At 53.9% G+C, this 15,062-nt stretch carries 11 protein-coding genes; 6 read left to right on the top strand and 5 right to left on the bottom strand.

Annotated elements, in window-relative coordinates:
• Window positions 1-377 precede the first annotated feature (377 nt).
• Together QTO31_RS06200 and serC are read right to left on the bottom strand one after the other, a co-directional pair.
• Window positions 378-758 carry a VOC family protein gene (locus QTO31_RS06200; protein ID WP_031458067.1) on the bottom strand — a complete coding sequence of 127 codons (381 nt, stop codon included), beginning with the start codon at window positions 756-758 and terminating at the stop codon, window positions 378-380.
• Window positions 751-1,830, bottom strand: coding sequence for a 3-phosphoserine/phosphohydroxythreonine transaminase (gene serC, locus QTO31_RS06195; protein ID WP_301428450.1), 1,080 nt, complete (start codon window positions 1,828-1,830; stop codon window positions 751-753). Before serC ends, QTO31_RS06200 begins: the two co-directional genes overlap by 8 nt.
• 92 nt (window positions 1,831-1,922) lie before the next feature.
• Here serC and QTO31_RS06190 point away from each other — a divergent pair, with 92 nt between their 5' ends.
• The 5 genes from QTO31_RS06190 (at window position 1,923) to QTO31_RS06170 (ending at window position 9,379) form a co-directional block, all read left to right on the top strand.
• On the top strand, window positions 1,923-3,206 hold the full coding sequence (locus QTO31_RS06190) for an NAD(P)/FAD-dependent oxidoreductase (protein ID WP_301428449.1): 1,284 nt from the start codon (window positions 1,923-1,925) through the stop codon (window positions 3,204-3,206).
• Window positions 3,207-3,494: 288 nt separating this feature from the next.
• Window positions 3,495-3,764 (top strand): 30S ribosomal protein S15, encoded by a 270-nt coding sequence (gene rpsO / locus QTO31_RS06185; protein ID WP_028458446.1) that lies wholly within the window; start codon window positions 3,495-3,497, stop codon window positions 3,762-3,764.
• 241 nt (window positions 3,765-4,005) lie between these two features.
• The gene (pnp, locus tag QTO31_RS06180; RefSeq protein ID WP_301428448.1) at window positions 4,006-6,273 is read left to right on the top strand and encodes a polyribonucleotide nucleotidyltransferase; all 2,268 of its coding nucleotides are present in this window, start codon (window positions 4,006-4,008) and stop codon (window positions 6,271-6,273) included.
• A gap of 87 nt (window positions 6,274-6,360) precedes the next feature.
• Window positions 6,361-7,245 (top strand): alpha/beta fold hydrolase, encoded by an 885-nt coding sequence (locus tag QTO31_RS06175; protein WP_051871042.1) that lies wholly within the window; start codon window positions 6,361-6,363, stop codon window positions 7,243-7,245.
• Between the two features lie 436 nt (window positions 7,246-7,681).
• A complete protein-coding gene (locus QTO31_RS06170; protein WP_031458062.1) occupies window positions 7,682-9,379 on the top strand; it encodes an ATP-dependent DNA helicase RecQ in 1,698 nt (565 codons plus the stop codon).
• 67 nt (window positions 9,380-9,446) lie between these two features.
• Here the strand turns inward: QTO31_RS06170 and QTO31_RS06165 are convergent, their stop codons facing one another.
• Both QTO31_RS06165 and QTO31_RS06160 read right to left on the bottom strand, forming a co-directional pair.
• On the bottom strand, window positions 9,447-9,974 hold the full coding sequence (locus tag QTO31_RS06165) for a hypothetical protein (RefSeq protein ID WP_031458061.1): 528 nt from the start codon (window positions 9,972-9,974) through the stop codon (window positions 9,447-9,449).
• A complete protein-coding gene (locus tag QTO31_RS06160) occupies window positions 9,971-12,421 on the bottom strand; it encodes a hypothetical protein (RefSeq protein ID WP_301428447.1) in 2,451 nt (816 codons plus the stop codon). The genes QTO31_RS06165 and QTO31_RS06160 overlap by 4 nt, the downstream gene beginning before the upstream one ends.
• A 6-nt stretch (window positions 12,422-12,427) precedes the next feature.
• On the opposite strand from QTO31_RS06160, the gene QTO31_RS06155 reads away from it, so the two are divergent.
• Window positions 12,428-12,619, top strand: coding sequence for a hypothetical protein (locus QTO31_RS06155; RefSeq protein WP_031458059.1), 192 nt, complete (start codon window positions 12,428-12,430; stop codon window positions 12,617-12,619).
• Window positions 12,620-12,752: 133 nt separating this feature from the next.
• Here the strand turns inward: QTO31_RS06155 and QTO31_RS06150 are convergent, their stop codons facing one another.
• Window positions 12,753-14,735 carry a PAS domain-containing protein gene (locus QTO31_RS06150; protein ID WP_301428446.1) on the bottom strand — a complete coding sequence of 661 codons (1,983 nt, stop codon included), beginning with the start codon at window positions 14,733-14,735 and terminating at the stop codon, window positions 12,753-12,755.
• Between the last annotated feature and the right edge of the window lie 327 nt (window positions 14,736-15,062).

Genomic DNA, 15,062 nt, shown 5'->3' with positions numbered 1-15,062 from the left:
TCCGGTGCCTGAAAAAAGCGGGTTGGGAACCCGCCGCTCGTGAATCAAGTCGTTACTCATTCCGCCATCCCCCCGCTTGCGGGGAGATTGCGAGGGGAAGGGAGGACACCAGCAACGTGGACAGGATGATACTCGGTTTACACAAACAGGATTAGTATTAGAGGAAAGGCACAGTTCCTGAATGCCCAGCACCGTGACTTCTAGCAGCGCATTGGCAGAAACTCAATCAGACGGGGGTCTACTCGCTTACGTCAGGACACCAGCCAGAGCCTCGCAATCCCAGGTCACAGTGGTATGCGCTCTGATCAACCCGCTTGCAGTCTGCTAGAATGACAGCGATGAGCGATCTAGAGAGCAATGAACGTGTCACGTTCCCCCTAGGTGGTATCAAACGGATGCAAAAATCGTTGTACCTCCAGCCGATAACCGTCAGGATCGCGGGCAAAGAAATGATAAATCCGGTAACGTGGATTCTCGCGGGGCGGGCCATCAGTGGCTATCCCAACAGTAATCAGCCGCTGATAGATTGTATCAACATCCGCGCTGACAATCGTCAAGATCAAACGATCATCAGCAATCGGTGGCGCCAATTGTTGACATAACCCAAGATACCCACCCCGTGCCACTCGATAGATATGAATCCCGCCCTGATCAAGCACGAGCGGCAAACCGAGCGCAGTCCCATAACAGACTGCACTCGCCTGCAAGTTGGTTACCGGCACAAAGGTGATCGCCGCTGCGTAGGGAAACTCATCCATACCGTCGTGCAAACTCGCGCATAAAGTCGGCTAATACCCTGGCCGATTCAAGCGATACCGCATTGTAGAGCGATGCTCGTATCCCGCCAACCGAACGATGACCGGCCAGACCAACCATCCCGGCTTCCTGAGCTTCGGCCAGAAATTGCTTTTCCAACTCAGGGGTAGCAAGGCGGAAGGTTACATTCATCAGCGAACGCGCCGCTGGTACTGCATGGCCTCTGTAGAAACCATCACTATCATCAATCGCAGCATAGACGAGTGCAGCTTTCTGCGCATTGCGTTCGGCCATTGCCGATAGACCACCCTGATCCTTTATCCACTCCAACACCAGATTGACCATGTAGACAGCAAAAACCGGTGGTGTATTATAGAGCGAGTTGTTTTTAGCAAAGGTTGCATAGCGCATAATCACCGGCAAATCTTTGCGCCCTCGCTCGATCATGTCCTGGCGAATAACCACAACCGTCACCCCAGCCGGTCCTAGATTCTTTTGCGCACCGGCGTACATCAGTGCAAATCGGTTAGCGGTAAAGGGGCGCGAGAGAAAATCACTGCTCATATCGGCAATGAGCGGCACTGCACCAAAATCGGGAAGTTCCGCCGGCCATTGCACACCTTGAATCGTCTCATTTGTGGTCAGGTGCAGGTAAGCGACCTGCGAATCAGGCTCTGGGACGTCAGTCGGTAGACTGCGGTATCCATCAGACGATGTACTGGCCAGCAGATGAACCGTACCCAACCGTTGCGCCTCTTCGTAAGCTTTTTCGCCCCATGTACCGGTGATAATGTAAGCAGCAGTTGCACCTGCGGCGAGAAAGTTGAGCGGGATGAGCGCAAATTGCATCGACGCGCCACCCTGCATAAAGAGCACTCGATACTCGTCACCCAGGCCTAACAACGCTTTTAAATTAGCTTCGGCAGTAGCGTTAACCGCTTCGTACTCCTTACTCCGATGGCTTATCTCGAGGATCGACATGCCACAGCCGCGATAATCGGGCAATTCTGCCTGGACACGCGCAATTACTTCGGGCGGTAAGGCCGCCGGGCCGGGATTGAAGTTGTGGATCATTGGTTCCCCCTTTTCCCTTGCGAGCAGGCTTGCTGTGAAACATAGTATACTCGATATGGTAACGTCTTTCGCTAGCTAGAAGGAAGGAGTTCATGCAGATACTTGTCATCGGTGGTGGAGTAGCCGGCCTGGTATGCGCACGAACACTGCATCGCAAGGGATATGAGGTCACGTTGATCGAAGCCGACGATGGTCTAGGTGGGCGAGTACGCTCGGATCGGGTTGAGGGCTTCACCCTCGACCGCGGGTTTCAGGTACTTTTCACCGCGTACCCTGCGGCACAACGACAACTCGATTTCACTGCCCTTGATCTACGCGCCTTCGATCCAGGAGCTATTGTAGCCTGGCAAGGCCGACACTACATGCTCACCGATCCACTTCGTGACCGCGAGCCAGGTGCACTCCTTGCAGCAGTACTGGCGCCGGTTGTCCCCTTCAGTGATAAGCTACGCACCTTGCAAGTATCGCTGCGCATGCGGCGCCAGACGATAGATGAACTACTGGCCGGTCCTGACCGCACCACCAGTGATGAATTGCGGGCACTCGGCTTCAGTGATCAGATGATTGATCGCTTTTTCCGTCCTTTCTTTGGTGGCATTTTCCTTGACCGCTCGTTACAAACCAGTGCCAAGTGCTTCCGCTTCAATTTCAAGATGATGAGTGATGGTGCAACGGTTGTCCCAAATCGCGGGATGGGTGCTATCGCCGAACAATTAGGCAGCGAACTACTGAAAGCCGGGCGAGTATGCCTCAAGACACGCGCTACTGCGCTATTGCACAACGGTGACACGGTCATCGGTGTCCGTCTGGACGATGGGAGTGAACGCTTAGCCGATGCGGTAGTACTGGCGACACCCGCTCCTGAGACGGCCCGTCTGAGCCAACTGCCGGTGCCAACCGGACAACTCGGTTCATCGTGCGTTTGGCTGGCTACCCGCACCCCATTGTATCGGGGTAAAAAACTCCTGCTGAACGCTGACCAAAATGCCTTCGTCAACACACTTGCCCCCTTGAGCGCAGTTGCCCCAGGATACGCACCTGACGGATGGCACCTGTATGCAGCGGCGATTCTTGGTATTCCCCAAAGTGATGACAGTACCGTCATTGCCCGCACAATGGTGGATCTGAACCGCATATTCGTCAACGACCGCGCAGCAACGACAGCGCTGGCAAATGCTCGCATACTACGGGCCAATCGCATTCCGTTCGCTCAATTCCCTCAACCTCCCGGTCTGCATCCGACACTGCCCGCTAACCGCACAACTCGACGTGGTCTCTACCTGGCCGGCGAATTAACTGAAGCGAGCAGTATCAACGCTGCAATGCTCAGTGGCGAACGTTGCGCCGAAGCAATTCAGAGCGATCTACCCAGGTAAATCACGAGCATACATCTAGAGCCGATCCGAACAATCGTCTCACAGTACAGCGGATGAAACCTGATACCTGATAGATGTACGGGCGCAGCGCTGCTGCGCCCCAACCGATTCTGCGCCAGGGTCTTCCGAATAGGCACTTAGCGCCGATCCGAAAAACCGTTCCCTGACCCATCACGCAGCACGACATAATTTGGCAAATTACCACAACCCATGCTATAATATAGCAGCTTATATCAGGAACGCCGGGCTGCGCCAGCCCGTGCGCGATTACACGAGGAGGAATTGCTCGTGGCGCTCGAAAAAGAAGAAAAATCACAGATTATCAACGACTATCAGATTCATGAGTCTGATACCGGTTCGCCCGAAGTTCAGGTGGCACTGCTGACCGAGCGTATCAACCAGTTGATCGAACATCTGCGCGTGCATACGCACGATCACCACTCGCGTCGTGGTCTACTTAAGCTTGTTGGGCGCCGACGACGGCTGCTGAACTATTTACAGTCTAAGGATCGCGAACGCTATCGTAACGTCATCAACCGGCTCGGTCTACGCCGCTAGTATGATAAGGGTATTCGTTGGTGTGAAATAAGCGACAAAGAGCGCCAGCGGCCTCCGCCGCCAGGCGCTTTTTGCATATTGTCAGGCGCGGCAGTTCGGGATTGGCGTATGCGCATGAACAGGATGCCTATACGCCAGTACCGAACACCGCGCCCCGGTCGCAAACGGCGATTGGATTCGTTGCAAAAAGGGCGCAAAGGGCGCCCCAATCAGGTACGAAACACAGGAGCAGTAGAAGCGTATGACAGAACGTAATATCTATACGGTGAGCGCAGAGATAGCTGGCCGTACCTTAACCTTGGAAGCCGGACGTTTTGCCGAGCAGGCCGATGGCGCGGTTGTGGCTCGCTACGGCGATACAATGCTGTTAGCGACTGTGGTGTGCGCTAAAGAAGTCCGTGAAGGAACTGATTTCTTCCCACTAACCGTTGATTACGAAGAGAAGATGTATGCGGTGGGCAAGATACCCGGTAACTTCTTCAAGCGCGAGGGACGCCCCACAACAACCGCCATTCTCACTGCCCGGCTTACCGACCGACCGCTACGCCCCCTCTTTCCCAAGGGTTTTTACCACGAAGTGCAAGTGATCGTTACCACGTTCTCTATTGATATGGAAAATGACCCCGGCCCGCTGTCAATTATCGCAGCATCAGCCGCGCTGTGCATCAGTGATATTCCCTTTGCCGGTCCGGTTGGTGCGGTACAGATGGGGCATCTTAACGGTCAGTTGGTGGTAAATCCGAAGATGAATGAGATCGCCAACAGCCGTCTCGATCTGGTAGTCGCCGGTACCAAGGACGCTGTGTTGATGGTTGAGGCTGGTGCTTACGAGTTAACCGAAGACGAGATGCTGCAAGCCGTTATCGAAGGCCATGCCGTCTGTAAGCAGATCTGCGACTTGCAAGAGCAACTCGTGCAGCTCTGTGGAAAACCAAAGCGTCCATTTACCCCACCGGTGGTCGATACCTCGCTGGAAGAGGCAATCAGTGCATGGATGGGTGATCGCCTGCGCAAAGCGGTGCGTAGTCCTGTTAAGCAAGAGCGTGAAGCCCAAACCGAAGCCCTGAAGGCAGAGGTGATTGCCCACTTCACTGCGGATGAACCGGAAGAAGAAATCCCTAACCGCACCAAAGAGGTAACAAAAGCTTTTGAAAAGCTGCTCAAGGACGAGGTACGTAATGCGATTCTCGATGAGGGGATTCGGGTAGATGGTCGTCGGATTGATGAGATCCGTCCTATTAGCATCGAGGTAGGCCTCATTCCACGAGTGCATGGTTCGGCGCTCTTTACCCGTGGTCAAACCCAAGTTCTGACGATTACAACTCTCGGTTCACCCGGTGAAGAGCAAAAGATGGACGATCTTGGGATCGAGACGGCCAAACGCTATATCCATCACTATAACTTCCCGCCGTTTAGTACCGGTGAAGTACGCCGGGTAAGCACGCCACGTCGTCGTGATATTGGCCATGGCGCTCTCGCAGAGCGTTCGTTGTACGCCGTGTTGCCCGATGAGAAGGATTTTCCCTACACGATCCGCCTGGTTTCTGAAGTACTCTCTTCTAATGGCTCCTCATCGATGGCCTCGGTGTGTGGTTCGTCGCTCAGTTTGATGGACGCTGGTGTTCCAATCAAGGCACCTGTCGCTGGTGTAGCAATGGGCTTGATCACCGATGAGAGCGGGCGCTGGCAAGTGTTAACGGATATTCAGGGTATTGAAGATGCCCTCGGCGATATGGACTTTAAAGTAGCCGGTACCGCTAAGGGTATTACTGGGCTGCAAATGGATATCAAGACGACCGGAATCACCTACGAGATTATGCGGCAAGCGTTTGCACAGGCGCGTGCCGGACGCCTATTTATTCTCGATAAAATGAATGCGGTGATTAGCACGCCACGGCCAGAGTTGTCGATCTATGCACCACGGATTATGACCATTCAGATACCGGTTGACAAGATTGGCGCCCTGATTGGGCCTGGCGGCAAGACGATTCGCAATATCTGTGATACAACCGGCGCCCAAATCGATATCGAAGATGACGGCCGCGTCTTTATTACCGCACCCGATGGCACCGCCGCCAAACAAGCTATCAGTATGATTGAGGGATTGACCCGCGAAGCCAAAGTGGGTGATATTTTTCTCGGTAAGGTGGTGAGTATTAAGCCCTTTGGTGCGTTTGTTAACATCTTGCCCGGCAAAGATGGCATGGTTCACGTTTCAGAACTCGATGACAAGCGGGTCGAGAATGTGGAAGATGTGGTTTCACTCGGTGATGAGATCAATGTGATGGTCATCGATATTGATCGCGCCACCGGGAAGATCAGCCTCAGCCGACGTGCCGTTCTGACCGGTGAGACACCTGAAGAACGCAAGGCTGCTGGCGCTGCACCACGTCCTCGTCCACGCGAGGAACAACGTGGTGGCCGTGAAGAACCGCGCAGTTTGCGCGAAGAGTTACGTGGACCGCGTCGTGAAGCTGACCGACCTCGACCACGCCGCCGCGATGATTAGGGTGGCATTCGGACGTTGCGCGTGCCGTGCGCCGATATTACCGCGCACGGCCCCTTCATATAACGCGGTTGCCCTTCAACGTATCTTATGACAACACAAACCGCTCTTACACCATATTGTGAGCTCGGGGGTTCCGGCCCCCGTCTCATCCATATCGCGCCTGCTAATGGCTTTCCGCCAGAAGCGTATGTCCCTCTCGCCGCCGGCCTTGCGTCGTTTGGGCGCATCCTTGGGTACCGGCCACGTCCGCTGCGTGTCGATGGGGATTCGCAGCCGGGAGGGACATGGCGCGATTTGGCTGCTGACCTGATCGCCGACTTACAGACCGTAACCAGCGAACCTGTCATCGGTATTGGTCATTCGCTAGGGGGTATTCTCACCTTATATGCAGCCGTGGCACGCCCTGATCTTTTTCAAGGGATTGTGCTGATCGATCCGGTACTCTTCCGGCGACGCTTGCAGGTGCTGATATGGCTTCTCCGTCAGAGTGGCCAGGGATACCGCTTCCCGCTGGCCCAGGGTGCATTACGACGCCGCGATCATTTCGCCAGCGTCGATGAAGCTCGACAACGCTGGCGTGGACGTGGTGTGTTCGCCGATTTTACTCCAGAGGCGCTCGAAGGATACCTGAGCGGTGGGCTGCGGCCGCATCCGCATGGTCAGGGTTATACCCTGGCATGGCCGAAACGCTGGGAATCGCATATCTTTGCCTCTTCACCAATCGACGCCTGGCGTGATCTGCGCCGTCTCACGCTGCCGCTGTTGATTGTGCGCGGCACACGCTCTGATCTGATAACTGACTCGGTCTGGCAACGACTCCATCGGGTTGTTCCCAAGGCCACCTTTGCCGAGATCGAAGCCGGTCATATGCTGCCGATGGAACGCCCCGATGATGTCGCCGGAATTATTGCCCGCTGGTTAACACAAATCATTCTGCCAGGCAGCAACGATCATCGGGTACGTATCGCTTGATGCTTATCAGAATGTTCAGCGATTTCAGTTTTGCATATCTTGACAGCATCTTACCGGCGCACAACTGCCACGTGCGATGAACATCATTTGATTCACAGGTATTTATCCTGATACCAATGCTATCTGTGCAAACCGCGTGTGATGCCCCTACCCACAATTCTTCAGGGCGTGAAACACGATAACCGGCGGTGGATGTCGTTTCAACGTTCTCATCACACCCCGCAGCAATGAGGTAAGGCGAGTGGAGAAGGCTGGTGGACAGCCCTGCCGACCAACTGTTCATTTCACTCGGCATTCCGCTAAAGAAAGCGTATCTTTTTTGTCTCTCAAACGGTTTTATATATAGCATGTTCGTTTCGATATGCTACATTCACTGCCCAGAACGCTATGCGAACTCTCTAAGGTAAAACAAACTTTCGGCAACGAAACATGTCTTATGTCAAATCAACAACACCATCACCAACCATTGTTGCCACCTGAAGCCACCACCATATTGCGGGATGTTTTCGGCTTCAGCAAATTCCGTTCTTACCAGCAACAGATCATCGCACGTGTCCTGCATGGCAAGTCCACGCTAGCTATCTTACCGACCGGTGCCGGGAAATCTCTGACATACCAACTACCGGCGCAATTACTACCGCAAGCTACGGTTGTCATCAGCCCACTGATTGCATTGATGAAGGATCAGCTTGACCGACTACCGCCAGCTCTGCAACAACGTGCGACTGTCATCAATTCAACGTTGAGCGGACACGAAATGCGTGAACGCTTGCGGGCCATCGCAGCTGGTACTTACAAACTGGTCTACATCGCCCCAGAACGATTACGACAGCGTTCTTTTCTGTACGCGCTGCGTCGCTGCGGAGTAGCACGGCTTGTCATCGATGAAGCGCACTGTATCAGTTTGTGGGGTCAGCACTTTCGGCCCGACTATCTGTTCATCAGGCGGGCAATTACCGAATTGGGAACACCACCGGTTCTAGCAGTCACGGCTACTGCGGCGACCGATACGATCAACGCCATTAAAACCATGCTGGGGCCACTCGATGTTATCCAGGCCCCTATCTTCCGGCCTAACCTCTTCTTTCAAGTAGTGCGGATACGATCAGGCATGTCGAGAGTGCGCAGTGTGATTGAACTTTGCCAGCAGATCAATGGCCCGATCATCATTTACGCCCGTGCCCGTCAGCGGTGCGAGGAGCTGGCCTGTGAATTGCGCCTGGCCGGAATCGCTGCTGACCACTACCACGCCCTCCATCCTGATCGAGAAGCCGTACAGGAACGATTCATGAATGGCAAGACGCGGGTGTTAGTGGCAACAGTCGCTTTCGGGATGGGTGTTGATAAAGCCGATATTCGTGCGGTTATTCACTACAATTTGCCGCCTTCGCTGGAAGCCTATTATCAAGAGGCAGGCCGCGCCGGACGTGATGGATGGCCGGCACGTTGTATTCTTTTTTTCAGCGAGAGTGATGCCAATACCCTCCGCCAATGGTTGCAGTCTACCTTGATTACACGCCCAAAGCTACGCGAACTGTATCGGCATATTCGGAAGATGATCGAGTACCCGGTAGGAGTGATCGATCTCAATGCCTTGCAGGATCAATTGGGTAGCGACGGTGAAACACTGGTTCGAGTAGGGATCAGTGTACTCGAACAGGTCGGTGTTTTACGCCGTCATTTCGATCTGCCACTCTCGGCTATCGTCGAGCGTCGCACTGCTAATCTTCATACACCAGACTGGTTAAGACAGTTTCCGCAGGAAGCAGTTGAAATTGATCTGGTGATGCTTGCCCGTCAATACAACCTTCCGGTGCCACAGATCGAAGCCGTGCTGCTCGAAGCCCAGGCCAGTGGTCAACTGTTGTATCGTCCTGGCTTACGATTGCCACTCATCGAATGTTTACCTGTGCCACCTGATGTCGGTGATCGAATTGATCACTGGCTAGCAACGGCGCAACAGTGGCAAGAGCGACGAATTGAAGCAGCAGTCAATTATGCCCGCCAGGCGCGGTGCCGTCATCAGCTTCTGGCAGCCTACTTTGGGCAGCAACTCACGGCATGTCGTACTTCGTGTGATGTCTGTGCTCCGTCACACGCCCTCAGTGTCGGGATACGGAAACGGCACGGTTGATGCAGAAAGGAAGCTCTAGAGCGTGTTGATGCGACCATACGCCGTTCATCTCAAGATGGACATGCTCTCAGCCAGCCTCGGTTAAATACCAGCGACCATCGACCCGAATAACCGGTAGTCCATTTGCTTCGCGACCAATCAGACGCAGCAGGGCACCGCTGCGTTCAAAAACGACATTCCCTGCGGCATCACGCCAGCGTACTGTCATCACCCCATTGACCACTTCAACCAGTGCCGTCATTTCATCGATCCGATTCGCACGGGTACGGTCGTAAGTGATAACCACTTCAGCCTTACTCCCACGTACTGGTTGGAGGTTGTTACGAGCGAAGCTGTCGAACATTTCGCGCATGACCAGACGCTGATCGGCACGTTCGCTGGGCGCAAAATAGCTTGCCAGACGGTTAGCCCACACCTGTCGGGCCGTTGGCTCGCTAAGCGCCGGATCAGCCAGAGCTGTGTTGAAATCCTCGAGAAAGCTCTCTACTACTGCTTCAGGCGTGACTCCGCCTAAACCAATATCTTCATCCAGGCTGACCGTACTACAGCCACTGATCAGCAATAGCAGGCAGCAGCAAAGGAAAAACTGTTTCATCGCAGAGCTTCTTCACGAAAACTACGCGGTGGTGGCGGCAACTCAGCGCGCATGATGTCACCACCACTGGCAATGTAGAGGATCGGACGAGCACTACTGGTATCAATGCTCAATGCCATCAATTGGCTCAGATTCAGATCGTTCCCGACTCGTATTCGTAACTGCTGGATCAGCTCGCCAGTACGTTTGTCGATCTGCAAGATCCGCTCGTTTACTGGTTCAAGCATAAATATGTATCCGGCATCGGGTGGACCGGTGATCACAAAGCGAGTCACTTCGACAATTGGTGGTGAGACATTGCGTGGCGTGATCTGACCTACCTGTTGACCGAAACTAAAGACCAACACCGTACCGTTTTTCTGGAGCAGATAGATACTGCCATCAACGGCCATATCAATCGCCGAGAGCACGGCTGCATCGCGCGTAACACTGGGGTTAAGCCAGAACTCAGGTGTGTCGCCATAGCGCCCCGACGAGAATTTCAATACTTCGCCCGGCTGGACACCCCAAACGTAAAGATTACCGGCATATTCCTCAACATCGAGACGTTCGGGGTTGATCCATATCTCAGAACCACCCAACTTCGAGTAGTTCCACGTGTCATTTTGGCGAAAATAGTAACCGAAGCCGTTTGACGCTTGATCGATTGCGACCACCTGATCGATTCGCCAGAGTGCGGCACGCAATGAACCCACTACAGCGGCACCTACGATTTGTCCTGGTTCGAGATACGGTTCTGGTACTCCACCATCGCGTGGAATCCGATAGAGACGAGCAGCATTGGGGGCACTATCTAGCGCATACAGGTAACGCAGGGCGGTCAGACGTGCCGTATCCGTAACACTACTTGTTGCAGGTGGAACAATAACGCTGCTAAAAACACCGTTGGGGAGCGGATGGGTTGCCAGCAACACGGGTTCGAGGAACGAGATGCGATCAACAGCAGCTAATAACCGTTCGTATTCACGCTCGAGTTCGCTAAAGCGTAACCATAACCCTGGATTCGTCGTCGTGATCTCAGGGCTAGTGCGGGCCGTTTCGATAGCCTGTTGCGCAATGATCAATGCTTCACGGGCGGCGGTTTCATCAGGCGCTGTACGGACTGCCGCTACTCGTTCTTCAGCGGCTACCAGATATTCAGTAGCCAGTTGCAGGTTATTCTGCTGCGAGAGGTTGATCCCGTACAAAATAGCAATCCCCACCACTAAGATGGTAACTACTATCAGTGACCACGGAAATGGCGGAGCAGTGCGGCGATAGGTGAGACCCCGACCACGGGGCACATAACTGCTCACGGTGAGGGCTTTCCGCCGCAATACTCGCTCGCGTCGCCACTCGCGGATCAGATCGCTTACCACCAAGAGAGGCCAGCTCAGTCGTTCAAGCAACGTCAGGGTTTCTGGTGGTCGGAGCGGGCGGCGCAGACCGTATGGACGAGCATCGGTAAACGTATCACCCAGATCAATCGGCGGTGCTGATGGTGGATTTTCGCCTAACATACTCGATGGCGGCAGCGGCATCTGCTGCTGGGCTACTCGTTCGGCCAGCGACTCACCGAGATCAATCGGTGCTGGTCGGGGGGACGGGTTTGATGAATACGTCGGTTGTGATGGTAAGGTAAAAAGTGGATCAGGCTTTGTTTCAGGGGATGCAACAGACTGCACCGGTTTATGGTTCGGTCGCTGAAAAAACTGATGTCTATGCTCTGCCTGGGGTAGAGATGCTGCACGTGATGCTGCCGCATGAACGGTGAAGGCCAGTAATTCGATCTCCGCGAGCTGATCGATGCGCGACTGCACCGCATCCAGAATGGCTGCAACATCAGTCTGGGCAAGGAGCGCCGCCATCGTCGGTGAATCAAATCGCGTGATCAAATCACTATTACTGAGGAGAACCGCATCACCGGGCTGTAATACCGCTCGAAAGAACTCGGGTTCAACGAACAGACTGGCGCCGAGCGCGCCGCTTAATGCAAGCTGTGCGGCATTGACTTGCCCTGGCTCCCAGGATGGATGGGGAGGAATAGCCCGAAGCTTGTTACAGCACCGTAAGAAGACCTGTGCCGGTTGCACCTGAGCGATAAAGAGATCGCCATCAAGTCGTGCAATTGCAGTCACCCCAACAGTCACGCGGTGAGCAGGCGCACACCGCATATTGTCTTGATACAGCGCCTTATTAGCGGCAACTATCGCCAGTCGCAGTGCGGATGCAACACTGGTTGCATCACTCTCATAAAAGACCTGGCGGATACGTTGGGTAACGACCCGACAGGCATGCTCGGCACGCTCAGCCGGACCAATCGGTTCACACAACACAAAAAGTTGCCCACGGGCAGCGGCTGCCAACTGCTGAGGGGCAGGTGTCACGACCAGTGTGCGAGCACTTTCCGCTAAAGTTGTCCCGGCCACCACGACACGGTGGTCAATTTGAAGCTCAAGTGGTTGCATACCACAATGATTATACCAGATGAAGCCATTGTGGTAGCACCGGCAACGTCAGATCGGTCGGGGCGCAGCGTCGCTGCGCTCGCTCGTCAGGGGTCACTCGTGGAGGCAAAGCATCGTCTGGCTTCGCTATGCAACACCATCGAGATCAGGCTGTACATCCATCGTGTTCCAGCCATCGCCTGGGTTGATGCGTTATGACGTGACGACGAATGTCTGGATAGACTCTCACACTGTAGAAAACCGTTACCGACAACGGGTAAGAGGTTACACCCCGGCTCTGTGTGTTGTGCATCGTCGCTCGCTCATCGGCATACCGGCTTCGCCATCCACCTCATCGCGGCCTGCTTTGTCGATTATTTCCCACCACATGAGGAGCAGTACCCCGACGTTTCAAAGCGTAATCGATGCCCTCTTGCAATGTTGCGCGCGTCGTCATATCACGCAACTCAGCACCAATATGCACCAGGGTCTGGGCAATCTCTGGGCTAATTCCGGTCAGCACAACTTGAGCACCGAGCATACGTGCCGCCTGTGCAGCCCGTACCAGTGCACCGGCCACCTGGGTATCAACCACTTTCACGCCGGTAATATCAATAATGGCGACCTGCGCACGATATTCGGCTACCCCATTCAGGAGCGTCTCCATGATTTGCTGGGCGCGCATCGTATCAATCGCCCCGATCAGCGGCATTGCTATCACACCATCGGCAATCGGCATCAGCGGTGTACTGAGTTCGCGCAATGTTGCCTGCTGGGCCGCAATGATCTGTTCTTGCATCTCGGTGCGCTCACGTTCAATGCGGCGCTGTTCGGTCACATTGCGCGACAGAATCAGAATGTCGCGATCACTGAATACCATGCGCGCTTCATACTCTAGTGTCTGATCGCCAATGATAAGCTGGTAATCGAATTGTTGCATTTCATTGGTGCGCTTGAGCTGATCCATATGGTGTAGCACCTGCGCGGCTAGTGGTGGCGGCAGCACTTCGTCAACTCGCTTGCCTAAAAATGCTTCTGGCGGCATAAGCAACTCACCGCTATAGTCGGCTTTGTAGTCGAGAAATACGCCGTCTGGCCTAAGCAAAAACATTAAGTCGGGAATTGCGTCGAGCAATGCACGCTTACGCCGTTCGCTCAAGCGGAGATTCTCTTCAGCTTGCAACTGCTCGGTGATGTCACGATTAATCGAAGCGTAGCCGGTCAGATTGCCATGCTCATCGCGTAACGCCAGTGCTGAGGCCTGAATCGTAATCAGGGCACCATCACTGCGCACATAACGAACCGTTTCCCGTGGCGTCAGGCCCTGCATCACCTGTTGTGCTATCTGTTCGAGTATCGGAAGATCAGCCGGGTAGACAATTTCGGCAACTGCCTTGCCTACCAGTGAAGGATACTGGAGCATCTTCGCCAAAGCCGGATTGTTATAGGTTATAACCAGATGGGGATCAGCTATCGCAATCCCGTCAGGGGCGTTTTCCACGAGCAATTTGAAGGTGCGCAGCTCTTCGGCTTGCAGCTTAATATCGGTAACATCTTCATACATGCCAAGAACACCGATTACCTCACCATCGCGCTGCAACGGTAGTTTGCTGGTGCGCAACCAGATCGTTGTGCCATCACTGCGCGTCAGCGGCTCCTCAATATTAAGTTTGGGGCCATTGCACATAACCTCTTGATCATCGGCCCGATACGCATCGGCCTGATCGCGCCACGGCATTTCAAAGTCGGTTTTGCCAACGATCTCTGCTTCAGAGCTGAGACCGGCATCACGAAGCAGTTGCTGATTACAACCAAGAAAACGCCCGTCACGATCTTTCCAGAATACTGCCTGTGGCAAACTATCAATGATCAGGCGTAACATTGATCGACTTTCGGCTAATTCGTGGCGCAGGCGTTGGATGTGACTGATGTCATGCGCAATCGATGTCGCACCGGCAAACTGGCGTTGATTATCATAACGAATCGCGATTGTCCAAAGTATAGGAAAGATAGCACCCGAACGGTGTACCACCCGATTCTCAACCGTGACCGTCCGCTCACCCCGTTGTACCCATTCGCCCAGCGCCCGTTGTGCTCGCTCGCGATCGTCTGGATGCAAAAACTCTAGCGAAGAGCGACCGATACAGTCTTGAGGAGGATAGCCAAAGAATCGTTCCGCTGCCGGGTTGACATAGGTAAAGATACCATTGCTGTCAACCTCGGTGACCAGTTGATCGGTATCTTCAACAATCCGTTGAAAGCGTGTTAATTCGGCTACCTGTGCCTGCAAACGTTCACATTCTGCCTGCAATATCGCTACCTGAGAATCCTGCATAGTGTTACCTCAGAACAACTTCGTTGGGAATGATTGATTTGCGGGACTGGCGATGGAAGCGACGTGGCTGTATATGGTGCTGCCCCATTATACCGAGAAAACACAGAGACTTCAATGGTTTAGAAAACATCATTACTTTGCAATTGCGCTACATACGTACACCATCGTCACATCCATCCTGGGTAGAGCGAAAAGAACGCAGCCAAAGTGACACCAACGAACATCACGCACCCGCTGCTCATTTCTGCCGAGTACGTGCATTGACGTGTGCCTGCTTCACTCGTACAATGGAACCAGCAATAGCATTGGGTAATACACTCGTAGAAA

The organism is Chloroflexus sp. MS-CIW-1, assembly GCF_030444705.1.
Lineage (GTDB): Bacteria > Chloroflexota > Chloroflexia > Chloroflexales > Chloroflexaceae > Chloroflexus.
The sequence above is the reverse complement of the archived record's forward strand: the minus strand, read 5'-3'. Positions and strand labels throughout refer to the sequence as shown.